This window comes from Enterobacter sp. DNB-S2, from assembly GCF_019443845.1.
Taxonomy (GTDB): domain Bacteria; phylum Pseudomonadota; class Gammaproteobacteria; order Enterobacterales; family Enterobacteriaceae; genus Enterobacter; species Enterobacter asburiae_B.
Genome location: NZ_CP050520.1, coordinates 2,586,594 through 2,611,191, shown reverse-complemented (window position 1 = coordinate 2,611,191; position 24,598 = coordinate 2,586,594). Strand labels below are relative to the sequence as shown.

28 protein-coding genes and 2 tRNA genes are annotated in these 24,598 nt (G+C 55.6%); 19 read left to right on the top strand and 11 right to left on the bottom strand.

Translation table 11 applies throughout. The annotated features are described in order from the left end of the window. Positions 1-44: 44 nt before the first annotated feature. The gene (locus tag HB664_RS12445) at positions 45-284 is read right to left on the bottom strand and encodes a DUF1289 domain-containing protein (RefSeq protein ID WP_008500587.1); all 240 of its coding nucleotides are present in this window, start codon (positions 282-284) and stop codon (positions 45-47) included. Between the two features lie 148 nt (positions 285-432). On the opposite strand from HB664_RS12445, the gene eptA reads away from it, so the two are divergent. From eptA to rnt, 5 genes are all read left to right on the top strand, one after another. After that, positions 433-2,058: a phosphoethanolamine transferase EptA gene (gene eptA, locus HB664_RS12440; protein WP_219939530.1), complete on the top strand. Its 1,626-nt coding sequence runs from the start codon at positions 433-435 to the stop codon at positions 2,056-2,058. 41 nt (positions 2,059-2,099) lie between these two features. Then, positions 2,100-2,699 (top strand): TetR/AcrR family transcriptional regulator, encoded by a 600-nt coding sequence (locus tag HB664_RS12435; RefSeq protein ID WP_047061657.1) that lies wholly within the window; start codon positions 2,100-2,102, stop codon positions 2,697-2,699. A gap of 53 nt (positions 2,700-2,752) precedes the next feature. Next, positions 2,753-3,850 (top strand): alkene reductase, encoded by a 1,098-nt coding sequence (locus tag HB664_RS12430; RefSeq protein WP_219939529.1) that lies wholly within the window; start codon positions 2,753-2,755, stop codon positions 3,848-3,850. A 100-nt stretch (positions 3,851-3,950) separates the two neighbouring features. Beyond that, positions 3,951-4,358, top strand: a complete 408-nt coding sequence (gene gloA, locus HB664_RS12425; RefSeq protein ID WP_013096923.1) for a lactoylglutathione lyase — start codon at positions 3,951-3,953, stop codon at positions 4,356-4,358. A gap of 95 nt (positions 4,359-4,453) precedes the next feature. After that, positions 4,454-5,104, top strand: coding sequence for a ribonuclease T (gene rnt / locus HB664_RS12420; protein ID WP_023311355.1), 651 nt, complete (start codon positions 4,454-4,456; stop codon positions 5,102-5,104). Positions 5,105-5,148: 44 nt separating this feature from the next. Here rnt and grxD read toward each other — a convergent pair whose 3' ends face one another. Next, positions 5,149-5,496, bottom strand: coding sequence for a monothiol glutaredoxin 4 (gene grxD, locus HB664_RS12415; RefSeq protein ID WP_003832760.1), 348 nt, complete (start codon positions 5,494-5,496; stop codon positions 5,149-5,151). A gap of 338 nt (positions 5,497-5,834) precedes the next feature. On the opposite strand from grxD, the gene HB664_RS12410 reads away from it, so the two are divergent. Beyond that, a complete protein-coding gene (locus HB664_RS12410) occupies positions 5,835-6,608 on the top strand; it encodes a C40 family peptidase (RefSeq protein WP_023311354.1) in 774 nt (257 codons plus the stop codon). Positions 6,609-6,730: 122 nt separating this feature from the next. Beyond that, positions 6,731-7,312, top strand: coding sequence for a superoxide dismutase [Fe] (sodB, locus tag HB664_RS12405; protein WP_219939528.1), 582 nt, complete (start codon positions 6,731-6,733; stop codon positions 7,310-7,312). Positions 7,313-7,350: 38 nt separating this feature from the next. Here sodB and HB664_RS12400 read toward each other — a convergent pair whose 3' ends face one another. Beyond that, positions 7,351-8,517 (bottom strand): MFS transporter, encoded by a 1,167-nt coding sequence (locus tag HB664_RS12400; protein ID WP_033145318.1) that lies wholly within the window; start codon positions 8,515-8,517, stop codon positions 7,351-7,353. A 163-nt stretch (positions 8,518-8,680) separates the two neighbouring features. After that, on the bottom strand, positions 8,681-8,770 hold the full coding sequence (locus tag HB664_RS12395; protein WP_008500596.1) for a YnhF family membrane protein: 90 nt from the start codon (positions 8,768-8,770) through the stop codon (positions 8,681-8,683). A gap of 297 nt (positions 8,771-9,067) precedes the next feature. Here HB664_RS12395 and purR point away from each other — a divergent pair, with 297 nt between their 5' ends. Then, positions 9,068-10,093: an HTH-type transcriptional repressor PurR gene (gene purR / locus HB664_RS12390; protein WP_023335431.1), complete on the top strand. Its 1,026-nt coding sequence runs from the start codon at positions 9,068-9,070 to the stop codon at positions 10,091-10,093. 17 nt (positions 10,094-10,110) lie between these two features. Here purR and punR read toward each other — a convergent pair whose 3' ends face one another. Next, positions 10,111-11,022 (bottom strand): DNA-binding transcriptional activator PunR, encoded by a 912-nt coding sequence (gene punR / locus HB664_RS12385; RefSeq protein ID WP_219939527.1) that lies wholly within the window; start codon positions 11,020-11,022, stop codon positions 10,111-10,113. Between the two features lie 114 nt (positions 11,023-11,136). Here punR and punC point away from each other — a divergent pair, with 114 nt between their 5' ends. Both punC and cfa read left to right on the top strand, forming a co-directional pair. Next, entirely contained in the window at positions 11,137-12,336 is a 1,200-nt protein-coding gene (punC, locus tag HB664_RS12380) for a purine nucleoside transporter PunC (RefSeq protein WP_219939526.1), read from the top strand. 298 nt (positions 12,337-12,634) lie between these two features. After that, the gene (cfa, locus tag HB664_RS12375) at positions 12,635-13,783 is read left to right on the top strand and encodes a cyclopropane fatty acyl phospholipid synthase (RefSeq protein ID WP_069302699.1); all 1,149 of its coding nucleotides are present in this window, start codon (positions 12,635-12,637) and stop codon (positions 13,781-13,783) included. A gap of 31 nt (positions 13,784-13,814) precedes the next feature. Here cfa and HB664_RS12370 read toward each other — a convergent pair whose 3' ends face one another. Continuing rightward, complete coding sequence (locus HB664_RS12370) at positions 13,815-14,459, bottom strand: riboflavin synthase (protein WP_023311347.1); 645 nt, start codon at positions 14,457-14,459, stop codon at positions 13,815-13,817. Between the two features lie 225 nt (positions 14,460-14,684). On the opposite strand from HB664_RS12370, the gene mdtK reads away from it, so the two are divergent. The 4 genes from mdtK to HB664_RS12350 all read left to right on the top strand — a co-directional run bounded on the left by mdtK (position 14,685) and on the right by HB664_RS12350 (position 18,083). Further along, a complete protein-coding gene (gene mdtK, locus HB664_RS12365) occupies positions 14,685-16,058 on the top strand; it encodes an MdtK family multidrug efflux MATE transporter (RefSeq protein WP_219939525.1) in 1,374 nt (457 codons plus the stop codon). 153 nt (positions 16,059-16,211) lie between these two features. Further along, positions 16,212-16,288, top strand: a tRNA-Val gene (locus HB664_RS12360). Between the two features lie 4 nt (positions 16,289-16,292). After that, a tRNA-Val gene (locus tag HB664_RS12355) sits at positions 16,293-16,369 on the top strand. Positions 16,370-16,487: 118 nt separating this feature from the next. Beyond that, positions 16,488-18,083 carry an FAD-NAD(P)-binding protein gene (locus HB664_RS12350; protein WP_219939524.1) on the top strand — a complete coding sequence of 532 codons (1,596 nt, stop codon included), beginning with the start codon at positions 16,488-16,490 and terminating at the stop codon, positions 18,081-18,083. A 28-nt stretch (positions 18,084-18,111) separates the two neighbouring features. Here the strand turns inward: HB664_RS12350 and HB664_RS12345 are convergent, their stop codons facing one another. Both HB664_RS12345 and HB664_RS12340 read right to left on the bottom strand, forming a co-directional pair. Beyond that, positions 18,112-18,747, bottom strand: a complete 636-nt coding sequence (locus tag HB664_RS12345) for a carbonic anhydrase (protein WP_023311344.1) — start codon at positions 18,745-18,747, stop codon at positions 18,112-18,114. Positions 18,748-18,819: 72 nt separating this feature from the next. Continuing rightward, positions 18,820-19,602, bottom strand: coding sequence for an MBL fold metallo-hydrolase (locus HB664_RS12340; protein WP_219939523.1), 783 nt, complete (start codon positions 19,600-19,602; stop codon positions 18,820-18,822). A gap of 125 nt (positions 19,603-19,727) precedes the next feature. Here HB664_RS12340 and HB664_RS12335 point away from each other — a divergent pair, with 125 nt between their 5' ends. Further along, complete coding sequence (locus HB664_RS12335) at positions 19,728-19,868, top strand: hypothetical protein (protein WP_003857665.1); 141 nt, start codon at positions 19,728-19,730, stop codon at positions 19,866-19,868. Positions 19,869-19,960: 92 nt separating this feature from the next. On the opposite strand, the gene HB664_RS12330 is transcribed toward HB664_RS12335, so the two are convergent. After that, positions 19,961-20,128 carry a hypothetical protein gene (locus HB664_RS12330; protein WP_014831607.1) on the bottom strand — a complete coding sequence of 56 codons (168 nt, stop codon included), beginning with the start codon at positions 20,126-20,128 and terminating at the stop codon, positions 19,961-19,963. A gap of 245 nt (positions 20,129-20,373) precedes the next feature. Between HB664_RS12330 and HB664_RS12325 the strand changes: the two genes are divergently transcribed. The 4 genes from HB664_RS12325 to HB664_RS12310 are packed head-to-tail and all read left to right on the top strand — an operon-like array spanning position 20,374 to position 23,468. Then, a complete protein-coding gene (locus tag HB664_RS12325; protein WP_120785284.1) occupies positions 20,374-21,204 on the top strand; it encodes an ABC transporter substrate-binding protein in 831 nt (276 codons plus the stop codon). A gap of 2 nt (positions 21,205-21,206) precedes the next feature. Next, positions 21,207-22,022, top strand: coding sequence for an amino acid ABC transporter ATP-binding protein (locus tag HB664_RS12320; protein WP_039262344.1), 816 nt, complete (start codon positions 21,207-21,209; stop codon positions 22,020-22,022). Then, complete coding sequence (locus HB664_RS12315; RefSeq protein WP_039262345.1) at positions 22,022-22,798, top strand: amino acid ABC transporter permease; 777 nt, start codon at positions 22,022-22,024, stop codon at positions 22,796-22,798. The genes HB664_RS12320 and HB664_RS12315 overlap by 1 nt, the downstream gene beginning before the upstream one ends. Further along, positions 22,782-23,468 carry an amino acid ABC transporter permease gene (locus HB664_RS12310; protein WP_219939522.1) on the top strand — a complete coding sequence of 229 codons (687 nt, stop codon included), beginning with the start codon at positions 22,782-22,784 and terminating at the stop codon, positions 23,466-23,468. Before HB664_RS12315 ends, HB664_RS12310 begins: the two co-directional genes overlap by 17 nt. Here HB664_RS12310 and fumD read toward each other — a convergent pair. Continuing rightward, positions 23,449-23,658: a fumarate hydratase FumD gene (gene fumD / locus HB664_RS12305; protein ID WP_008500615.1), complete on the bottom strand. Its 210-nt coding sequence runs from the start codon at positions 23,656-23,658 to the stop codon at positions 23,449-23,451. The two genes, HB664_RS12310 and fumD, sit on opposite strands and share 20 nt — an antisense overlap. Positions 23,659-23,768: 110 nt before the next feature. After that, entirely contained in the window at positions 23,769-24,581 is an 813-nt protein-coding gene (locus HB664_RS12300) for a MetQ/NlpA family ABC transporter substrate-binding protein (protein WP_008500616.1), read from the bottom strand. Positions 24,582-24,598 lie beyond the last annotated feature (17 nt).

The window sequence follows — 24,598 nt, the reverse complement described above, 5'->3', positions numbered from 1 at the left end:
TTTTCCTCAAGGACGTAATGTCATGAGTATACGCAATTACCGTGTTAAAAAAGTGAAGGTTGCTGGGGTTCTTCAGTCTCACCCGCTTTGTTTGCGCGTATTTTGCGCAGAAGACGCTGTCGGCAGAGGCGTAACACCTCCTGCTTTTGCGTGTCGCTAAAGTTTTGCCAGTTAAAACGCTCATCGCGGGTACGCATGCACCCGCGGCAATATCCGCGTTCATCGACCTGACAAATACCCCGGCACGGGCTCTGGATGGGGAAAAACTCCAGCTGCTCTGCCACACTCACCTCCCGATAGCTACTCTCACCTACAGTGAAGACGTTAATCGCGCCGCGTGCAAGGCCGTATCACAGATTTGTGGCATTAAGGTTTCACTAATCTTCCCTCTCTATACTCGGCCCATCATGACAATAACGGGTTTACCGATCGATGTGGTTAATCAGAAAGTTACAATGTAACGACATTAAATTTACTCTGGGCTGTGCACTCTTTTTTACTCTGCTGAACGGGCTGTTTATCCAGCGCAGCTGGGCCATTATCGGCCCAGTGCATCTGCACGACTTCCTCTTTGCCGCCTCCGTCCCGCTGGTGCTGTTTTGCGGCTGGGTGATTGTCTTTAGCCTGCTTAACATCCCGTATCTCCGCAAGCCGCTGCTGATTGTATTGACGATCGGATGCGCCGCGGCGACCTATTTCATGTATACCTACGGCGCGGTGATCGATCAGAACATGATTGTGAACGTGTTCGAAACCAACTCTCAGGAAGCGACCGCCCTGGTGACCCCGCAGATGATTCTGTGGATTGTCATAGCCGGCCTCGTTCCCTCCGTGGTGCTGGCGTTGACCCGGATTCGTACCGGAAAATGGTGGTACGCGCTGCTGACGCGCGTTGCCGCGATGCTCGGCGCCCTGCTGGTGATTATCCTGATTGCCGCGCTGTTTTATAAAGATTACGCGTCGCTGTTCCGCAATAACAAAAGCATCGTCAAAATGGTCACCCCGGCGAACTATGTCAGCGCCGTGGTGAAGTACAGCAAGATGCGCTGGTTTGCCGGCGATCAAACGCTGGTGCGCATTGGTGAAGATGCCCATAAAGGGTCACTGATTACCGGTCAACAAAAGAAAACCGTTCTGGTGCTTGTCGTCGGCGAAGCCTCTCGCGCGGCAAACTACTCCCTGAACGGTTACGAACGCGAAACCAACCCGGAGCTGAAAAAGCAGGACGTGATTAACTTCCCGCAGGCCTCCTCATGTGGTACCGAAACCGCGGTTTCCGTTCCGTGCATGTTCTCCGGCATGACGCGCAGCAAATACGATGCCGACCTGGCTCACCATCGCGAAGGGCTGCTCGACGTGCTTAAGCATGCGGGTATCAACCTGCTGTGGCGCGACAACGACGGCGGCTGTAAAGGTGCCTGCGATCGCGTGCCCCATACCGACATGACGCAGTGGCAGCTGGATCAGTTCTGCAAAGACAAATCCTGTATCGACGATGTGAACTTCAACCGTCTGGACAACGTGCTGGATGGCGTGAAGCAAGATACGGTGCTGGTTATCCACCTGATGGGGAGCCACGGTCCGGCATACTATCGCCGTTACCCGGACAACTTCCGTAAATTCACCCCAACCTGCGACACTAATGAAATTCAGGATTGCGACCATCAGGCGCTGATCAATACCTATGACAACACTATCCTCTATACCGACAGCATGGTCAGCAAAACCATTGATGCGCTGAAAGCGCGCCAGTCGAGCATGAACACCGCGCTGATTTATCTTTCAGATCACGGTGAATCGCTGGGTGAAAGCGGTATTTATCTGCACGGCACGCCGTACATGCTGGCGCCGGAGCAGCAAACGCATATTCCGTTTATGTTCTGGCTGTCACCGGATTACGCGAAAAACTTTGGCGTCAACGAACAGTGTTTGCGCGACAATGCAGCAAAAAATGCGGTTTCCCAGGACAATTTATTCTCAACCGTATTGGGTATGATGGACGTGAAATCAACGGTTTATCAACCGCGGCTGGATATACTGAGCGCATGTCGTCAGTAAACTCGCTTGCATTAGACCGAACGGTCTATTAGAGTGCGGCCATGAGCAGAAATACTGAACACGATACCCGCGAACATTTACTGGCAACCGGCGAGCAGCTTTGCATGCATCGCGGGTTTACCGGTATGGGGTTGAGCGAGCTTTTAAAAACCGCTGAGGTACCGAAGGGGTCGTTTTATCACTACTTCCGGTCCAAAGAGGCTTTTGGCGTAGCGATGCTGGAGCGTCATTATGCTGGCTACCACCAGCGCCTGGCGACCCACTTTGCGTCGGGTGAAGGTAACTACCGGGATCGTGTTCTGAACTACTATCAGGAAACGCTGAACCAGTTCTGTCAGCAGGGCATTATCAGCGGATGCCTGACCGTTAAGCTGTCTGCAGAAGTGTGCGATCTTTCTGAAGATATGCGCACGGCGATGGATAAAGGTGCCCGCGGCGTTATCGCCCTGCTGGCCCAGGCGCTGGAGAAAGGCCGCGATGAAAAAACGCTGGCCTTTTCCGGCGAGCCGTTAACCCAGGCGCAGGTGTTATATGCGCTCTGGCTAGGCGCTAACCTGCAGGCAAAAATCTCGCGCAGTGCCGTGCCGCTGGAAAGCGCGCTGGCACATGTGAAAAACAGCATTACTGCGCCTGGCATTTAACAGGCGTTTTTATTTACCCAACTACTAGTCGACTGGTCTACTCAGGAGTCTTTATGTCCGCTGAAAAATTATTTACCCCACTGAAAGTAGGTGCCGTCACTGCGCCAAACCGCGTGTTTATGGCTCCACTTACCCGCCTGCGCAGCATTGAACCGGGCGACATCCCAACCCCACTGATGGGTGAATACTATCGTCAGCGCGCAAGCTCTGGCCTGATCATCACCGAAGCCACGCAGATTTCCGCTCAGGCTAAAGGGTATGCGGGTGCGCCGGGTCTTCACAGCCCGGAACAGATCGCCGCATGGCAGAAAATCACCGCGGGCGTTCACGCTGAAGAGGGTCGCATTGCGGTCCAGCTTTGGCATACCGGTCGTATCTCTCACAGCAGCATTCAGCCTGGCGGCCAGGCTCCGGTCTCCGCTTCGGCCCTGAGCGCAAATACCCGTACTTCCCTGCGTGATGAAAACGGCAATGCGATCCGCGTGGATACCTCTATGCCGCGCGCGCTTGAGCTGGATGAAATTCCGGGTATCGTGAACGACTTCCGCCAGGCCGTGGCCAACGCCCGTGAAGCCTGTTTTGACCTGATTGAGCTGCACTCCGCCCATGGCTACCTGCTACACCAGTTCCTGTCACCGTCGTCCAACCATCGCACCGACCAGTACGGCGGCAGCGTCGAAAACCGCGCTCGCCTGGTGCTGGAAGTGGTTGACGCCGTATGCCAGGAGTGGAGCCCGGATCGTATCGGGATCCGCGTCTCCCCAATCGGTTCTTTCCAGAACGTCGACAACGGTCCGAACGAAGAAGCCGATGCCCTGTACCTGATCGAAGAACTGGCTAAACGCGGCATCGCCTATCTGCACATGTCCGAACCGGACTGGGCAGGCGGTAAGCCTTACACGGACGCTTTCCGTCAGAAAGTGCGCGAGCGTTTCCACGGGGTGATCATCGGTGCGGGGGCTTATACCCCGGAGAAAGCCGAAGACCTGATCGGCAAAGGGCTGATCGATGCCGTCGCGTTTGGCCGCGACTACATCGCCAACCCGGATCTGGTAGCCCGCCTGCAGAAAAAAGCGGCTCTGAACCCGCAGCGCCCGGAAAGCTTCTACGGCGGCGGCGCGGAAGGCTACACCGACTACCCTTCTCTGTAATCTCGCCATTGTTCATTGATAGCGGCGATACTTCGCCGCTATACTAAAACATCGTTTCTGTTCAAAAAGACAGTCTATTCCATTGGTTAATGAGGAAATTATGCGCCTACTTCACACCATGCTGCGCGTTGGCGATCTGCAACGTTCCATTGATTTCTACACTAACGTCCTGGGCATGAAGCTGCTGCGCACCAGCGAAAACCCGGAATACAAATACTCGCTGGCGTTCGTGGGTTACGGCCCGGAAACGGATGAAGCGGTGATCGAGCTGACCTACAACTGGGGCGTAGACAGCTATGAGCTGGGTACCGCCTACGGCCACATCGCGCTGGAAGTGGACAACGCGGCCGAAGCGTGTGAACGCATTCGCAGCAACGGCGGTAACGTTACGCGCGAAGCGGGCCCGGTAAAAGGTGGCACCACCGTGATTGCGTTCGTGGAAGATCCCGACGGTTACAAAATCGAACTGATTGAAGCCAAAGACGCGGGTCGCGGTCTGGGCAACTGATCCCTCAGGGCGCAACATGCGCCCGTAGTTTTACTGCATCACCCTGCAAAATTTGCCATAATGCGCTCTGCTTTTTCCCCTTGTAAGAGACCCTGATGTCCGATAACGCTCAATTTAGCGGTCTGTGCGACCGTTTTCGTGGTTTTTATCCCGTTGTCATTGATGTAGAAACAGCCGGATTTAACGCTAAAACCGATGCGCTGCTCGAAATTGCCGCCATCACGCTGAAGATGGATGAACAGGGCTGGCTTACACCGGACACCACGCTGCATTTCCATGTTGAACCTTTCGAAGGGGCAAACTTACAGCCGGAAGCGCTGGCGTTTAACGGTATCGACCCGCACAACCCGCTGCGTGGCGCAGTCAGTGAATATGATGCGCTGCACGCCATTTTTAAAATGGTGCGTAAAGGCATGAAAGAGAGTAACTGCAGCCGCGCCATTATGGTGGCCCATAACGCCACCTTCGATCACAGCTTTACCATGGCCGCCGCGGAGCGCGCCGCGCTCAAACGCAACCCCTTCCATCCTTTTGTGACCTTCGACACCGCCGCGCTGAGCGGCCTGGCTCTGGGACAAACGGTGTTATCTAAAGCCTGCATCACGGCGGGTATACCTTTTGACGGCACGCAGGCGCATTCCGCTTTATACGACACGGAGCGCACCGCAGAGCTGTTCTGTGAGATCGTCAACCGCTGGAAGCGTCTGGGCGGCTGGCCGCTGCCGATGGGCGACAGCGAAGAATAAAAAAAAGCGACCTTATCAGGTCGCTTTTTTATTTGCGCAGAAAATTACTCTGCGTCCGGCTCTTCAGTTTTGTACTTCGCCGCCGTCTCTTTGATCAGCTGCTGCAGTTCGCCGCGCTGATACATTTCAATCAGGATATCGCAGCCGCCAACCAGCTCACCGTCTACCCACAGCTGTGGGAAAGTCGGCCAGTTAGCGTACTTAGGCAGCTCAGCGCGGATGTCCGGGTTCTGCAGGATATCAACGTAAGCAAAACGCTCACCACAGGCTGACAGCGCCTGAACCGCTTGTGCGGAGAAGCCGCAGCTTGGCAGCTTCGGAGAACCTTTCATATACAGCAGAATCGGGTTTTCAGCGATCTGGCGCTGGATTTTTTCAATAGTGGTGCTCATGTCTTGCTTCCTTTAACTTCTGTTACGGCATTCGTCTGACATTGTAGCGGTTCAGACTGGCATCGGAAAATAACATTTTTGTCACGTTTATACATTCTACCCCGAGTCACGAAAAGTTGCATTGCAAATGGTGTTTACCCCTGCGGCGGTCAGGGTTTTGCTTAGGGAGTGGGTAAATGTGCGACAGAACGATGAATTTTTTTGCACTTGCTAACGAAACACGATTGTAGATTGAAAAATGCTATTAACTTTCTGGGTTTTTATAGATTAGAATCGACGGGCTTTGTAAATCACACGCGGGTATTATTGATGACCTGCATTTATCAGGGGACTGCCCAGTGGCGCGGATAAATAAAATCTCGATCACGCTCTGTGCTTTACTGTTTACTTCACTCACTTTCACGCCAGTGGCAAACGCCTCTCAGCAGGCGCGGCATTCTGCTGTACAAAAAAACCATCTGGTGAAAGCCACAGAACGTAAGAAAAAAACCACCGCTAAGAACGACAAGAAAAAAACACCGGCTCAGACGAAACAGACCGCTTCCAGCAAGACGAAAACAAAACCTTCCCGCACTGCCCACTCCGCCAAAAGTAAAGCTTCGCAAACCGCCGCTAACCTCGTTACTGAAAAATGCATCACGCGTAAAGGCCACAAGGCGAAATGCACGAAGGTCACGAAAATAGCGGAAGTGCATAAAGTGCGCGTACAGAAAGCGCAAAAAACCGCGATGAACAAACTGATGGGGCAGATTGGCAAACCTTATCACTGGGGTGGCAGCTCGCCGCGTACCGGGTTTGACTGCAGCGGCCTCGTCTATTACGCCTATAAAGATCTGGTCAAATTCCGCATTCCTCGTACCGCCAATGAGATGTACCACCTGCGCGATGCCTCACCGGTTGACCGCGGTGAGCTGGAAAACGGCGATCTGGTGTTCTTCCGCACTCAGGGTCGCGGCACGGCTGACCACGTCGGCGTGTATGTCGGCAACGGGAAATTCATCCAGTCTCCACGCAGCGGCCAGGATATTCAGATCACTTCTCTCAGTGAAGACTACTGGGTACGCCACTACGTCGGCGCGCGTCGCGTGATGACGCCAAAAACCATTCGCTAATCCCTGCCCTGCCGCATCCGTGGCAGGGTAAGTTCCTCTTTTGCATACCCTTTCAATTTGCTATCCTGTCCATGTTGTCTGTGTGGTTATTGGCAACACAAAATACAATAAGGAGAGAAGCAATGTCGTTCGAATTACCTGCACTACCGTATGCAAAAGACGCCCTGGCACCGCACATTTCTGCGGAAACCCTGGAATATCACTACGGCAAGCATCACCAGACGTACGTCACCAACCTGAACAATCTAATCAAGGGCACCGATTTTGAAGGCAAAACGCTGGAAGAGATCGTCCGCAGCTCAGAGGGTGGCGTCTTTAACAACGCCGCTCAGGTGTGGAACCACACCTTCTACTGGCACTGCCTGGCGCCAAATGCCGGCGGTGAACCTGTCGGTGAACTGGCTACCGCTATCAATGCCTCATTTGGCAGCTTCGCGGATTTCAAAGCGAAATTTACCGATGCAGCCATCAAGAACTTCGGTTCTGGCTGGACGTGGCTGGTTAAAGAGGCGGATGGCAAACTGGCTATCGTGTCCACCTCTAACGCGGGCACCCCGCTGACCACCAGCGCGAAGCCGCTGATGACCGTGGACGTGTGGGAACACGCTTACTACATTGACTACCGCAACGCGCGCCCGAACTACCTGGAGCACTTCTGGGCACTGGTTAACTGGGACTTTGTCGCGAAGAACTTCGCCGCGTAAGAGACACGCAGAAGGGTTCGCCCTTCTGCGTTTTTGGTTTATTCCGCAGCGCAGGCTGCTTCAGGCTGTTTACGACCCGACATCATCACCAGCAGCAGGCCGAGCGCGGCAATAATCGCCCCCATCACCGGCACAAAGCTGTACCCCAGACCACCTGAAATCACGGCCCCACCGGCCGCCGCGCCCAGGGCATTACCCAGGTTAAACGCACCGATATTCACGGAAGATGAAAGTCCCGGCGCCTCGTGCGCCACACGCATCACGCGCATCTGCAGCGGCGGCACCACGGCGAAAGTGGCGGCTCCCCAGACGACCATCGCAATCGCGGCCCCAAACTCATTGCGCGCCAGCCACGGAATGGCAACCATGATGACAATCAGCAGGGTTAAGAAGCCCTTCAGCGTCCCGCTCACGGAACGGTCGGCAAATTTCCCGCCCAGATAGTTGCCGATCGAGAAGCCCACGCCAATCAGCACCAGCATCGCGGTAACGAAGAGAGGCGTTGCGTGGGTGATATCGTGCAGTACCGGTGAAATATAGGTGTAGAGGGTAAACATCGCCCCTGCCCCCAGCACGGTGGTGAGCAGCGCGGAGAGCACCTGCGGGCGCATCAGCACCGCCAGCTCTTTACGCACTTCCGGACGTTCTCCGGCGCTTCCTTTCGGCAGGGAGAAGAACAGCGCCACCATTGCAACCACGCCCAGCCCGGCCGTCGCCAGGAAAGACATACGCCAGCCGATCGCTTCTCCCAGCCAGGTTGCCGCAGGCACCCCGCCGATATTGGCAATCGTCAGCCCCATAAACATGGTTGCCACGGCGCTCGCCTGCTTGTGTTTTGGCACCACGCTGGCAGCCACAACCGAGCCCAGCCCAAAGAACGCGCCATGGTTAAGGCTGGTCAGAATGCGCGACAGCATCAATGTGGTGTAGTCCGGCGAAATGGCCGAAAGCACGTTGCCCAGGGTGAAAATCGCCATCAGGAAAATCAACGCATTGCGGCGCGCGCGGTGTGAAAGAAGAAGCGTCATCAGCGGCGCCCCGACCATCACGCCGATAGCGTAGGCGCTGATTAACATCCCTGCCGCAGGGATAGAGACATCTACGCCGCGGGCAATAACAGGCAGTAACCCCATCGGGGAGAATTCAGTGGTGCCAATCCCAAAAGCGCCAATCGCCAGGGCCAGCAGGGGATAATTGATTTTCATGCGTCAACTCCGGATGCCGTGTCATGTGGTGACACAGAACAAAGAAGCAGAAAGCATGACATCAATCACAAAAAATGAGAAGTTAACAAAATGGCAAAAGATTTTTGCCAGAGAAGTAACAATCCGGGGAGTCGGGAGGGAGAAGGCTCTCCCTCCGCGTAAATCAGTGCAGCGCAGCCGTCAGACCGGCCGCAACAATCAGAGCCAGCACAACAACGGTGGTAAACAGCGAAAACTTAAGATCGGAACTCATCAATTTTTCTCCTTTTAATCCCCACACGAAAAGTGAGCTTGCTCATTTTTGCACAGATTACGTCAAAAATCTTCCTGGATTTATACTGATAACCACTTTACCTCTTCCCCTTTTCATCAAGATAGGACAAAATTCCACGCTAAATTTATTAGCGTACCGGCCATTGACCCCCTCCTGACGTCCCGTGTCGTTTTCCCGGCGTGCCGCAATTCAAGATTGCGAGATAAGGGTGAGAGAAGGCAAACGTTTACCTTCAAGTTTTTCAGGAGCTTAGGATATGGTCTGGAGTGACATTTAATGGCAACAATTAAAGACGTAGCAAAACGCGCAAACGTTTCCACTACAACCGTATCACATGTAATTAACAAAACCCGCTTTGTGGCGGAAGAGACGCGCAACGCCGTCTGGGCAGCGATCAAAGAGCTGCACTATTCGCCAAGTGCGGTTGCGCGTAGCCTCAAGGTTAATCACACCAAATCCATTGGATTGCTGGCGACCAGCAGTGAAGCGGCCTATTTTGCCGAGATCATTGAAGCGGTCGAAAAGAACTGCTTCCAGAAAGGCTATACCCTGATTCTGGGCAACGCATGGAACAGCATTGAAAAACAGCGTGCCTACCTGTCGATGATGGCGCAAAAGCGCGTTGATGGCCTGCTGGTGATGTGTTCCGAGTACCCGGAATCCGTGCTGTCGATGCTGGAAGAGTATCGCCATATTCCGATGGTGGTGATGGACTGGGGCGAAGCGCGCGCAGACTTTACCGATTCCGTTATCGATAACGCCTTTGAAGGCGGCTATATGGCCGGTCGTTATCTGATCGAACGCGGTCATCGCGAGATTGGCGTGATCCCCGGTCCGCTGGAGCGCAACACCGGCGCGGGCCGTCTGGCCGGTTTTATGAAAGCGATGGAAGAAGCGTTGATCAACGTGCCGGAAAACTGGATTGTGCAGGGCGACTTTGAGCCGGAATCGGGCTACCGCGCGATGCAGCAGATCGTCTCCCAGCCGCACCGTCCGACCGCCGTGTTCTGCGGGGGCGACATCATGGCCATGGGCGCGCTCTGCGCTGCCGACGAGCTGGGCCTGCGCGTACCGCAGGATATTTCCGTGATCGGCTATGACAACGTGCGTAACGCGCGTTTCTTCACCCCGGCGCTGACCACCATTCACCAGCCGAAAGATTCGCTGGGCGAAACGGCCTTCAATATGCTGATGGACAGGATCGTCAACAAGCGCGAAGAGTCGCAGTCTATTGAAGTTCACCCGCGTCTTATCGAACGCCGTTCCGTTGCGGACGGTCCGTTCCGCGACTACCGTCGTTAATCGCTTTACGGGGCCAGCTATGCTGGCTCCCGTAACCATTCCCGGTTCAGCGTTTCGCTGTCTCCCAGATAATCCAGCAGCCAGGCCATCGCAGGCGAGACGTCATTTTGCTGCCATGTGAGGCAGCAGGCCGCATCCGGGAACGGATTCTCCAGCGTCAGCTCAACCCACTCTCTGGTATCGATGCGCGGACGCGCGAAATGAACGGGCACCATCGCGACGCACAGCCCGGCGCTGAGGCACGTCGCCGACGATTCCCAGTCAGGGGCCACCACCCGCCGCTGGTTGTCCAGAAGCCAGGTGATACGCTTGGGCAATGAACGGGACGTATCCTCCAGCACCAGCGACGGCCAGTTGCGCAGCGTGTCATCGCTGAGCGGCCCTTCCATCGCCGCCAGCGGATGGTCGCTTGCCACCACGCATTTCCAGCTCAGCATCCCCATATCGCGAAAAGCGTAACGTCCCCCGACCGGGATCGCCTGCGTAGCCCCAATCGCCATCTCTGCCCTGCCGTCCGCCAGCGCATCCCAGACGCCGTTGAACACCTCCTGCGAGACCCGCAGCTCGACGTCAGAGAAATGACGGTAGAAATCGACGATCATCTGCCGGGTGCGTTCCGGCTTAACGATGTTATCCACCGCGATGGAAAGATGCCCCCGCCAGCCGTTAGCGATCTGCTGACACTGTTCGCGGGTGATCTGCATTTTTTTGATAACAGAACGCCCTTCCTTCAAAAACCACGCGCCTGCGGGCGTTAATTCCACATCACGATGCCGCCGTTCAAACAGCGGAACCGCCAGCCACTCCTCCAGTTGGCGCACCGTGTAGCTTATTGCCGAAGGGACGCGGTGCAGCTCCTGCGCCGCACCGCTGAAGCTGCCGTTACGTGCAACAGCATCGACCACTTCAAGAGAATAATCTGACCACATTTTCTGCCTGCAAATTTTTTGAATGCACCCGCCAAATATTAGCGTTTCACAAGCGGCTTTGCACTCCCTACACTCAGCGCCAATGTATACCTGCCTCCTCAGGAGAATAAAATAATGCAACCCAGGAACGGTTTTTTAGCCTGGCTCGGCGGCTTGAGCGTGCTGGGCTTTTTGGCCACCGATATGTACCTGCCGGCGTTTGCCGCCATGCAGGAAGATTTGCAAACCCCGGCTGCCGCCATCAGCGCCAGCCTGAGCTTATTCCTCGCCGGCTTTGCCTTCGCACAGCTGCTCTGGGGACCGCTCTCGGATCGCTTTGGTCGTAAACCGGTGCTGTTGCTGGGCCTGGCCATTTTTGCCGTGGGCTGCCTGGGGATGTTATGGGTACGCGATGCCACCTGGCTGCTGGTGCTGCGTTTTATTCAGGCCGTGGGCGTCTGTGCCGCGGCAGTGACCTGGCAGGCGCTGGTCACCGACTACTATCCGGCTAACCGCACAAACCGTATTTTCGCTACCATTATGCCGCTGGTGGGCCTCTCACCTGCCCTCGCTCCCCTGCTGGGCAGCTGGATCCTCGCGCATTTCGACTGGCAGGCCATTTTCGCCACGCTTTTTGCCATTACCCTGGTATTGATGCTGCCGGCGTTCGCCCTTAAGCCAGCGCATAAAAAAGAAGCGCATGCAGACGCGAAGCCGATTACCTTCACTTCCCTGCTCAGCGCCAAAGCGTATCGCGGGAATGTCCTGATCTATGCCGCCTGCTCGGCAAGCTTCTTCGCGTGGCTCACCGGCTCGCCGTTCATTCTGCACGATATGGGCTACAGCCCGGCAGCCATCGGCCTGAGCTATGTTCCGCAGACCATCGCGTTCCTGGTAGGCGGGTACGGCTGTCGCGCGGCGCTGCAAAAATGGGAAGGTCAGCAGATGCTGCCGTGGCTGCTGGTGCTGTATGCGCTGAGCGTCATCGGGACATGGGCCGTTGGCTTTATTCCGGGTGCCGGTCTGGCCGAAATTTTGATCCCATTCTGCGTGATGGCCGTGGCGAACGGGGCGATTTACCCTATCGTTGTAGCCCAGGCGCTGCGTCCCTTCCCGCAGGCAACAGGCCGCGCCGCCGCGCTGCAGAACACCCTGCAGCTGGGGCTGTGCTTCCTGGCAAGCCTGGTGGTCTCCGCGCTGATTGCCACGCCGCTCCTGACCACCACCAGCGTGATGCTGGTGACCGTTGCGCTGGCGGTGTTGGGCTATCGCATGCAGGCCTCCGCGCAGCGTGAGCATGAAAAGAGTGCTCAGGTTGAAACGTCACATGCCTGATTGCGCCAGAAATCATGTTAATTTTCAGTGATTAGGTTGCTAAGAATTTTCTATTGAATCACCAAATTTTGAGGCCTATACTAAATTTGGTTCGATTAAATACGATAAATATTAAGTGTTAACGGGAGCCGGAGTGCTCCCGTTTTACCATGGAAGGCATTTCGGCAAGGGTTATCTCCCTTCCTCTGTTCTACGTCGGATACTAGCCTCGCGGTATTTACCGTGAGATTTCTCACAAACCAAAAAAAGCGTCTACGCTGTTTTAAGGTTCTGATCACAGTAGGGTGATGGAGAAGCTATGAGTTCATCGTGTATAGAAGAAGTCAGCGTTCCGGACGATAACTGGTCCCGGATCGTCAGTGAACTGTTAGGTCGAGCAGGCATCACTATCAATGGATCATCGCCATCCGATCCTCAGGTTAAACATCCCGACTTTTTTAAACGCGTGCTGCGAGAGGGATCGTTAGGCCTGGGAGAAAGCTACATGGACGGCTGGTGGGAGTGCGAACGTCTGGATACCTTTTTCGCCAGCGTGCTGCGTGCCGGTCTTGAAAATCAACTCCCTCGCAATCTGAAAGACACCCTGCGCGTCGCCTCTGCCCGACTGTTCAATCTGCAAAGTAAAAAACGCGCGTGGATCGTTGGTAAAGAACACTACGATCTTGGCAACGACCTGTTCAGCCGTATGCTGGACCCTTTCATGCAGTACTCCTGCGCCTACTGGAAAGAGGCGTCGACGCTTGAAGAGGCCCAGCAGGCCAAGCTGCGTCTGATTAGCGAGAAGCTGCAGCTCCAGCCCGGAATGCGCGTGCTGGATATCGGCTGCGGCTGGGGCGGGCTGGCGTATTTTATGGCGAAGCACTATGGCGTCAGCGTCGTCGGCGTCACGATTTCAGCGGAACAGCAAAAAATGGCGCGGGAACGCTGCCAGGGCCTCGATGTGGATATCCGGCTGCAGGATTACCGTGATCTGAACGAACAGTTTGACCGGATCGTTTCCGTCGGCATGTTCGAGCACGTCGGGCCGAAAAACTACGCTACCTATTTTGAGGTGGTGGATCGGAATCTGAAGCCGGACGGCATCTTCCTGCTGCACACCATCGGCTCTAAGCGAACCGACAATAACGTCGACCCGTGGATCAACAAATACATCTTTCCGAATGGCTGTTTACCGTCAGTCCGCCAGATTGCCAACGCCAGTGAATCCCATTTTGTAATGGAAGACTGGCACAACTTTGGCGCGGATTACGACACCACGTTGATGGCCTGGCATGCGCGTTTTCAGGAGACCTGGCCTGAGATTGCGGACAACTATTCTGAACGATTCAGGCGGATGTTTAGCTATTATCTGAATGCCTGCGCGGGGGCGTTTCGCGCACGGGATATTCAGCTCTGGCAGGTGGTATTCAGCCGTGGGATTGAACACGGATTACGTGTCGCACGCTAAAAAATAACCCCGGATACCCGGGGTTATTTTTTTATTCTTCTTCTGCGGCGGTCTTTATTATTGCCGCTTCTTTTGCTGCCAGCACGCGCTCAACCGTATCCACCACCGCCTGGGTTTGCGGATCGATTTCAATATTCACGCGATGCCCCAGTTTTTTCGCGCCCAGCGTGGTGCGCTGCAGCGTTTCAGGAATTAAATGCACGCAAAAACGCGTTGGCGTTACTTCACCCACCGTCAGGCTAATCCCGTCAATGCCAATAAATCCTTTATAGAGGATGTATTTCATTAATGAAGGATCCTGCATTTTAAACCAGATTTGACGGTTATTTTCCGAGGTCACGATTTTTGCCACTTCAGCGGTGGTCATGATGTGCCCGGACATCAGGTGGCCGCCAATCTCATCGCTGAACTTCGCCGCCCGCTCAACGTTGACGGTATCTCCCACCGCCAGCTCGCCAAGGTTGGTGATGCGCAGCGTCTCTTTCATTAAATCAAAGCTAATCTGGTTGCCGTTAATTTCGGTAACGGTCAGGCAGCAGCCGTTATGGGCAATCGACGCGCCTGTTTCAATGCCCTCAAGCATATATTCCGGCAGCTCAACAACATGAGTACGGAAATTAGGTTTTTCATCAATGGACACCACTTTGGCGGTGCCCTGCACAATACCAGTAAACATGCTTACAACTCCTGTTTTTTCCGGACGGTGGTGACACCGTTTAATCCCACCACAATAACAGTTGGAAAAAGAGGTTGCCAGCGGAGCGCATTTTCTGGCGATTTTTTCACTAGATAAATAGCTAAAGCCCGCTACAATAGCTGGCACCCCCCTGCATTTTCTTCTTGCTGCCCGTTTCGGCGGCTTTTTTAGTCTCTCAAATAACAACAAAATAAAGGTGTTCACGTGCAGAAGTACATGAATGAAGCGCGCCAGCTATTGGCACTGGCTATACCAGTGATCGTCGCGCAAGTGGCCCAGACCGCAATGGGATTTGTGGATACGGTAATGGCAGGTGGCTACAGCGCCACCGATATGGCGGCCGTTGCTATCGGCACGTCAATCTGGCTTCCGGCCATCCTGTTCGGCCACGGTCTGCTGCTCGCGCTCACGCCGGTTATCGCTCAGCTCAATGGCTCGGGTCGTCGCGAGCGCATTGCCCATCAGGTTCGTCAGGGTTTCTGGCTGGCAGGGTTTGTTTCCGTGCTGATCATGGTCGTGCTCTGGAACGCAGGCCACATCATTCGCGCTATGCATAACATTGACCCCGCACTGGCTGATAAAGCCGTGGGCTATCTGCGCGCCCTGCTCTGGGGTGCGCCCGGCTACCTCTTTTTCCAGGTGGCGCGTAACCAGTGTGAAGGCCTGGCGAAAACCAAGCCCGGGATGGTGATGGGCTTCATCGGTTTACTGGTCAACATTCCGGTGAACTATGTCTTTATTTACGGTCATTTCGGGATGCCGGAGCTCGGCGGCGTCGGCTGCGGCGTGGCGACGGCAGCCGTTTACTGGGCGATGTTCTTCTCCATGATCGCCTTTGTAAAACGCGCCCGTTCCATGCGCGATATTCGCAACGAGAAAAAATTTAGCACGCCGGACTGGAACATCATGACGCGTCTGGTGCAGTTAGGGTTGCCGATTGCCCTCGCCCTGTTCTTTGAGGTGACCCTGTTTGCCGTGGTCGCCCTGCTGGTCTCCCCGCTGGGCATTGTGAACGTGGCCGGACACCAGATTGCGCTGAACTTCAGCTCCCTGATGTTCGTCCTGCCGATGTCGCTGGCGGCGGCGGTGACGATCCGCGTCGGCTTCCGCCTGGGCCAGGGCTCAACGCTGGATGCGCAAACGGCCGCCCGGACCGGGCTGGGCGTCGGCGTCTGCATGGCTGTCTGTACGGCGCTCTTTACCGTTGCATTACGCGAGCAGATTGCCCTGCTCTATAACGACAACCCGGAAGTGGTCACGCTGGCATCGCACCTGATGCTGCTGGCCGCGATTTACCAGATCTCTGACTCCATCCAGGTGATTGGCAGCGGCGTGCTGCGCGGATATAAAGACACGCGCTCAATCTTCTTTATCACCTTCATCGCCTACTGGGTGCTGGGTCTGCCGTGTGGCTATATTCTGGCCCTGACGGACTTAGTGGTTGAGCGCATGGGGCCCGCGGGGTTCTGGATGGGCTTTATCATCGGCCTGACGTCGGCGGCGATTATGATGATGATGCGAATGCGCTTCCTGCAGCGCCAGCCATCAACGGTCATTTTGCAACGCGCGGCACGTTAACGACGCGGTAGCCGCCGCCCGGCGGCTACTTTCTCTTCACTTTGCGCGGTAATGAAGCAATCGCGTGAAATCAGAGAGAAAAATGCATTTTCCCTCTTGCCACCTCGGTGCTGTGCCGCTAATATTCGTCCCCGTTGTCGCCGACAACACGTTGCGTTCATAGCTCAGTTGGTTAGAGCACCACCTTGACATGGTGGGGGTCGTTGGTTCGAGTCCAATTGAACGCACCATTCTGCGTCCGTAGCTCAGTTGGTTAGAGCACCACCTTGACATGGTGGGGGTCGGTGGTTCGAGTCCACTCGGACGCACCATTTCAGTCCTGAAATGGTGCAAATCCTCTTCTGATATCCTGAATTTTCCTAATCCCTTATTTTCATCATTGTTCTCCTGCTACGCTTTTCTTATGGAAAAAAAACAGGAAGACCGTCGATGAAGAAAATCGCGATTATCGGCTCCGGCCCCACAGGGATTTATACTTTTTATCATCTCCTTAAAAACAGTAAGCCGCTCTCCGTTTCCGTTTTCGAACAGGCCGATGAAGCTGGCGTGGGTATGCCCTATAACGACGACGATAACTCTCGTCTGATGCTGGCGAACATTGCGAGCATTGAAATCCCGCCCATTTTTATGACCTACCTCGACTGGCTGAAGGATCAGAGCGAAGCTCATCTGGCGCGCTTTAAGGTCGATATAACCCGCCTGCATGACCGGCAGTTCCTGCCCCGGCTTCTGCTGGGCGAGTATTTTCGCGACAGCTTTCGTTCAATCGTGAAAGAGGCCAGAAAGCTGGGGTTTCAGGTTGATGTCCATGAATCTGCGAAGGTCACTGACATCATTCCCGCGACAACCGGCGTTACGCTTTCCATCAACGACAGCGCCTTTCCTGAACGCTTCGACCTTGCGGTTATCGCCACCGGCCACGTCTGGCCAGACGAGGACGAATCCACGCGCACGTTCTTCCCAAGCCCGTGGTCCGGTCTGATGGACGCCAGTATCCCTCCCTGCCGCGTCGGTATCATGGGGACATCGTTAAGCGGTCTCGACGCGGCCATGGCGGTAGTGATGCAGCACGGTGAATTTCGTGACGATGAGTTCGTGCTGGATAAAGGCAGCGACGCGTTGAAGATTGTCCTGATGTCCCGAACGGGTATTCTGCCGGAAGCCGATTTTTACTGCCCTATTCCTTATGAACCGCTGTCGGTCTTAACCGAATTTGTGGTTGAAAACGAGATTGCCAAAGGATCGAATGGCCTGCTCGACCGCATATTTACCCTGATGGTGAAAGAGCTTCAGCTCGCTGACCCGACGTGGTGTGAGAAAATATCCCTGCATAAGCAGAATGCGGACAGCATTCGTGAGGCCTGGTTTGAGGATCGTAAACGGCACGGCCCCTTCACTTGGGCGGAAGAAAATCTCAACGAGGTGGAGCGGAACAAACGCGAGCGGCGCACCGTAGCCTGGCGCTATACCGTGCTTCGGCTGCATGAGGTGGTTCAGGAGATTGTTCCCCACCTCAACGAACGGGACAGAGAGCGCTTTAAGCAAGGCCTGGCCCGCGTATTCATCGACAACTATGCGGCCATTCCTCCGCAGTCTATCCGCAGGCTGCTCGCGCTTCGCGAAGCCGGCATCATCAGCGTGGCGACGCTCGGTGACGATTACGCGCTGGACGTTGGCAGCGATCGAACGGTAATCACCACACAAGAGACCGTTTACCGTTTCGACGTGTTTATTGATGCGCGCGGGCAAAAGCCGCTCAAAACGAAGGACCTGCCCTTTCCGACGCTGCGCAAACAGCTGGAAGCCACGGGCGAAGAGATACCGGACGTCGGTGAGGATTACACCTTAAAAGCGCCTGACGCCGTTCGCGGGCGCATTGCCTTCGGCGCGATACCGTGGCTGATGCACGATCGTCCCTTCGTTCAGGGGCTGGCGGAGTGTGCAGAGATTGCACAAGCAATGGCGAAGGCGGCGGAAAAACCCGCGTCGGGATCGCGGCGCAGATTACCGTATATTGAGAACTGACAGGGCTTCCATGCCCTGCTGTCGCGGATTACTCGAAGAAGACTTCCGGGTTTTCAGACAGCGAAACGAAGGTTTTCGTCGCTTTATCCAGGGCGAGGATTTTGCCGCTTTCAATGTCGTACACCCAGCCGTGCAGTCGGATGGAGTTATTACGCAGGCCCACCGCGACGGACGGGTGGGTCTTAATGTTGCTCAGCTGCGCAAACACGTTCTCCTGCACCATCGCATTGACTTTATCGATCGGCTTATCCCAGGTTTTCTTCTCTACCACGGCTTTCGCCGCGTCAGAATAGCGCAGCCAGTGTGACACAGCAGGCATCGGCTCCAGGTTCGCGTTATCGGCAATCGCCTTCATCGCGCCACAGTTGGAGTGACCGCAAATCACGATATCCGTGACGCCCAGCGCCACCACGGCGTATTCGATGGTTGCAGACACACCGCCAGGCTCCGGCCCGAACGGCGGCACGATGTTGCCAGCATTACGAATGACAAAGAGTTGTCCTGGCTCTTGCTGGGTGACCAGTTCCGGGACCAGACGGCTGTCGGAGCATGAGATGAACAGCGCTTTGGGATTCTGGCTGGACGCTAAACTGCGGAAGAGTTCTTTACGTTGCGGGAAAATCTCTTTTTGAAAGCTGAGAAAACCTTCAATGATATGTTGCATAGCAATGTCTCTTTTATCTGTTTTAGTTTAGGCATGATCGAGATCACACTCGTAAAGTTTACCCATCGTGGTTTACTTCAGACAAGCAATATATTTCTGGCCCGACCGCTGAACAATCTCGTCCGCACTGGCCGGGATGTTCTGCCCTTCAAACGCGCCGTAAAGACGTTCAAACGTTCTGCCTTCGAGATGATTCACCACCGACGCCACGGCGCGGGCCGGCAGCGGGAGATAATTCGGGTAGCTCCACATAAACGAGACGGCGTCTTTACCCGGCGTGACCTGCAGAATATCGCCCACCAGCAATACCCCACCCCCCTCCTGCCAGTGCAGCACCGTTCCCCCGGCAAAATGCCCGCCCAGACGCAGCAAGGTGACCGACGGGAAAATCTCCAGCGCATCCCCCTCCCAGAAATGAATGGCCGGGCTGTCGCGCATGACCCACTCTCTGTCGCTGGCATGCAGGTAAACCGGCGCATCAAACGCCGCAGCCCACTCCTGCATGGTGGTGTAATAGTGCGGATGTGAAATAGCAATCGCGCTGATGCCGCCGAGGGCGGTAATGAGCGTTTTGGTTGCGGGGTCGAGGTTGGCGATGCAGTCCCAGAGAATGTTGCCGTGGGGCGTTTGCAGGAGCAGCGCCCGCTGGTTTATCGCAAACGCGGGCACCGTTTTGATCCCAAACAGCCGCGGCTCCAGCAGCTGCCATTTGTTGGTATGGGTGGCGGTGACGGTGTCGAAATCGGTCCATGCCTGGCCCGTGGCGGGCACGTACTGACGCTCATCATCGCAAATCGGGCAACTGTCCGGGCGGGCATCGTAGGCGGTTCCGCAGGTTTTACAGAGTGTAATCATGTGCTCTCCTCAGCGATAAAGCACTGAGTATGGCAGGGATTATCCTTATGTGCTGCGAGGTACATTGCTGGCTTTTTTTGCCCTATACTGTGCCAGTATCAAAAACTGAACAGAGCAGGTGCCACATGGAAATTGATCTCGATAACTTAGTCTTTAACGGTCTGGATGAAGCCGAAGAGCGTAATGCCGAACGTCTGGACGATGCAGACAAAAAAGCGCAGGCGATTGTCGCCGACGACGACTGCGGCGACGCCTGCAAGATCTAATAAAAAAGCACCGGGAAACCGGTGCTTTTTTATTTCACTCGTTAAACGTCACGCACACCTCGTTCCAGTACGTTTCGCGCGTGCGGCGCAGTTCAGCGTGACGTTTTATCATGGAACCACTCCGGGTCAATGTTGGCAACGTCGACGCCATACAGGCTGGCGACAGGCAGGATTGACTCAAGAACACGTTGCGCGCTGTTCTCCGCATTCACTGGTCGGGTCGCAAAAAACCGCCGTAACGTGCTGATCCATTTTTTCATCGTCTTACCCTCTCTCGCCGTGTCTGAGCTCAGTTAAGCACTCAAATGCCGCGCGGGGGAAATACCAAAATCCACTGTCGATGTGCAGGATTTGCAAATAGCATCCCGTTCTTTTCACTCTTCATTAACACGTTGTTCACTAATGCTTTTTTGCTCATAGCAAAGAACGATTTCTTATTTGGCGATAGCTTTCGCTTATGGGAGCGTAGCGGGGTAAAACAAAAACAACGGGATGGCGAATGACTATGGCAGCAAACATGAAAGGGTTTACCAAACGGACACTGGTTCTGGGATTACTGGCGGCGGGGAGCCTGCTTTCAGCGCAGGCACAGGCCGATCAGCTGGCGGATATTAAGGCCGCAGGGGTGGTGAAAGTGGCCACGTTTGACGCCAACCCGCCGTTTGGCTCTATTGATGCCAAAACGCACGAGATCGTGGGTTATGACGTGGACTTCGCCAAAGCGCTGGCAAAATCGCTCGGCGTGAAGCTTGAACTGGTTGCCACCAATCCGGCTAACCGTATTCCGCTGCTGCAGTCCGGAAAAGCAGATCTGATAGTGGCGGATATCACCATCACCCCGGAACGCGCGCAGGTGATTGATTTCTCGACGCCTTACTTTGTCACCGGCCAGCAGTTCCTGGTGCCGGCTAAATCACCGGACAAGCTTGATGACTACAGCCGGGCGCGTATTGGCGCGGTCAAAGGAACGACGGGCGAGCAGGCGCTGCACCAGCGTTTCCCGCAGTCACGCGTGCTCTCGTATGACGATATTCCGCTGGCGCTGACGGCACTGCGCAACGGTAACGTACAGGCCATCACCCAGGACAGCACCATTCTGGCCGGTCTGCTGGCGCAGGCGCCGGATAAAGCGAACTTTAAAATCCTGCCCGATCTGCTCAGCAAAGAAGAGATTGGCGTTGGGGTGAAGAAGGGTGAAACGGCGCTGCTGAAGGCCGTTAACGACGAGCTGATTAATCTCGAGAAGAACGGTCAGGCAGCAAAAATCTACGATGTCTGGTTTGGCCCAAACACGCCTTCCCCACAGCCTCGCGCCTTTAAAATAGAAGCCAGATAATTATGCTCTCAGGTTTATTTTCACACTCCGCGGCCGGTGCCGCGGATTTTTCACATCTGGAACAGGCCAGCGTCGAGTTTCGTCATGTGGACAAACGCTACGGTGACCATCAGGTTTTAAACGACATTAACCTCACCATCACGCCCGGTGAAGTGGTCGCCATCCTCGGCCCTTCGGGTTCCGGTAAATCCACCCTGATTCGTCTCATCAACCAGCTTGAAACCCTGAGCGGCGGGGAGATTCTGGTCGACAACAAGCCTACCGCAAAGCTCTCCGGTACCGGGCTGCGCCAGCTGCGCAGCCGCGTGGGGTTTGTGTTCCAGCAGTTCAATCTTTACGCCCACCTCACCGCCAGCCAGAACATTACCCTGGCGCTGGAGCACGTTCACGGCTGGAAGCCGCAGCCAGCTCAGGAGCGCGCGCTGGCCCTGCTGGAGAAGGTCGGGATGCTGGAAAAAGCCCACCATTTCCCGGCAGAGCTTTCCGGTGGACAGCAGCAGCGCGTCGCGATTGCCCGCGCCCTGGCCTCTTCACCGCAAATCATTCTGTTCGATGAACCCACCTCCGCGCTGGATCCGGAGATGATTGGTGAAGTGCTGTACGTGATGAAAGCCCTCGCCCACAGCGGGATCACGATGATCGTGGTGACCCACGAGATGCAGTTTGCCCGGGAAATTGCCGACCGGATTGTCTTTATCGACGGCGGGCAAATTCTGGAAACGGCGCCGCCGGCACAATTTTTCAGCCAGCCGTCGCATCCGCGCGCGCAGCGGTTCCTGCAGAAGGTGCTCAACCCGCTGCATCAGGAGCATCTGTAATGCCCGCGCTCGACTGGCAGGGGGTACTGACCGGACAGCCTCTGCAGTGGATACTCTCCGGATTCCTCACCACCCTGTGGGTCACGCTTGCCGGGATGCTGCTGGCCAGCCTGCTCGCACTGCTCTTTATGCTCCTGCGCCTTTCCGGCGGACGCCCCGGGAACGCGGTCGTCAGCAGCTGGGTGTCGCTGTTTCGCAATACGCCGCTGCTGGTGCAGCTGCTGTTCTGGTATTTTGCCGCCTGGAACGGGCTACCGCAGGCGTTCCGCGACGCGGTGAACGCGGATCACAGCTGGTCAATTCTGCCCGGCGACGTCTGGTGGTTTACGCCCGAATTTTTATGTTCTGCCTGGGGGTTGGGCGTCTTTACCTCGGCGTTTTTAATCGAAGAGGTGGAATCGGGGTTACGTTCCGTACCTGCCGGACAGCGGGAGGCGGCGCTCGCGCAGGGATTCTCCGCGTGGCGTCTGTTTCGTTACATCCTTCTGCCGCAGGGCCTGGCCAACGCCTGGCAGCCGGTTGTGGGCCAGTACCTTAATCTGATGAAGCTCTCCTCGCTCGCGAGCGGGATTGGCTTTGCCGAGCTGACCTATCAGGTCAGGCAGATCGAGAGCTATAACGCGCACGCGCTGGAGGCGTTTACCCTCGGTACCGCACTCTATCTGCTGACCGGCCTGGTCATGGGGCTGGTGCTGGTTCGCATCGGGCCTGACGCGAAACGTAAACGCCCAGGCGTCGCCACCACAGGGAGTGAAAAACATGATTGCCGGACTTAACGTCATCACCGATAACCTCGACTATCTGCTGTGGGGACGCGCGGCGACGGGTGAACCGGGGGGCGTATTGCTGTCGTTGATGATGGCGGCCGGGGCCGCCGTCATCGCCCTGCCCGGTGGGATAGTGCTCGCGTGTTTGGCCTGGCGCTTTACCGGGCTCGTGCGAAAGGCCCTCTTTTTATGGGCAGAGCTGATCCGCGGCATCCCGCTCATCTTCGTGATTTTCTGGATGTGGTATCTCCTGCCGCTTATGACCGGGGGCGATCTGCCGGGAGCGCTGACCGTCACGCTGGCCCTGGCCTGGTTTACCGCGGCAACGGTGATGCACTCGGTGCTGGCCGGGCTTAACGCGCTACCGTCCGGACAATATGAGGCCGCACTGTCACAGGGATTCAGCACGCAGCAAACCCTCCTGCGCGTGCTGCTGCCGCAGGCGCTGAGGAATATTCTGCCGTCGCTGATGGGGATTTTTATCAGCCTGCTGAAGGATACGTCGCTGGCGTTTATCGTGAACGTACCGGAACTGACCACGGTGGCGGGACAGGTCAACAACCGGGTGCAAATCTACCCGGCGGCCATTTTTATCTTTACGGGCGTGGTCTACTACCTGCTCTGCTGCTCGCTCGAACAGCTTGCGAAACGCTGGCGCATTACCCGGCCAGCGCTTTAACCACCGTTTCCATCGCTTCGGTTGTCAGTTCACTGCGCTTAACGCGCTGGTTCGCCAGCGCGGTACGCAGGACTCCGGCAATGACAATATGCTTTGGCTCCTGCCCTAAATCACGCATCTCAAGCACCACCTTCCCGACCACCCGGCACATCTCCTGGTACAGCGCTTCATCTTTGGTCACGTTACCCATCGTCATCACTCCATTGCCTGTTAAACGTTGAGCTTAAATGATTCTCCTGCCGGATACAAAAAAGAAGCCCGGCGAGAGACTCACCGGGCTTCATCTGTAAAATCAGTAAATTAGTTGTTTACTGGGATGACCGCGCCTTTGTACTTGGTGCGGATCCAGTCCTGAATCTCTTTCGAGTGCAGCACGTTCACCAGCGCAACGATATCTTTCTTCTTCTCGTCACCGCGATGCACGGTAATGATGTTGGCGTACGGGTTGTTTTCACCGCTCTCTACCGCAATCGGGTCGTGAACCGGATCCAGACCGGCGTCAATCGCGTAGTTGGCGTTAATCACCACCGCATCGCCTTCGTTGTTGTTGTACATCTGCGGCAGCAGAGAGGCTTCCACGTTCGGGGTGAACTTCAGCTTTTTCGGGTTCTCAACGATGTCGCTGATGCGCGCGGTCACTTTGTCGATGCCCGGCTTCAGCTTGATCACGCCCTCTTTCTCGAAGATGGAGAGAATACGCCCCTCTTCAGAAACCGCGTCACGCATGATGATCTTGCCACCTTCCGGCAGGTCTTTCAGCGACTTGTATTTTTTGGAGTAGATGCCGATTGGCTCAATGTGGATCGCGCCCGCACTGACGAAATCGTAGTCTTTATCGCCCGCATGATCCTTAAGCACGCTGTTCAGGTAAGGAATGTGCTGGAAATAGTTCGCGTCGATGTCATGACCCGCCAGCGCGGTGTTCGGCAGAATGTAGTCCTGGAACGGTTTAATCTCCAGGTCGATACCCTGCTTCGCCAGAATCGGCTTAGCCTGCTCCAGAATTTCGGCGTGCGGCGTGTTGGATGCGCCCACGGTCAGGGTGTCGGCCCAGGAGGCGAAGCTCAGGGCGCTCAGGGTTGCGGCGGCGATCAGTGTCAGTGTTTTTTTCATGATGTGGTTCCTGTGTG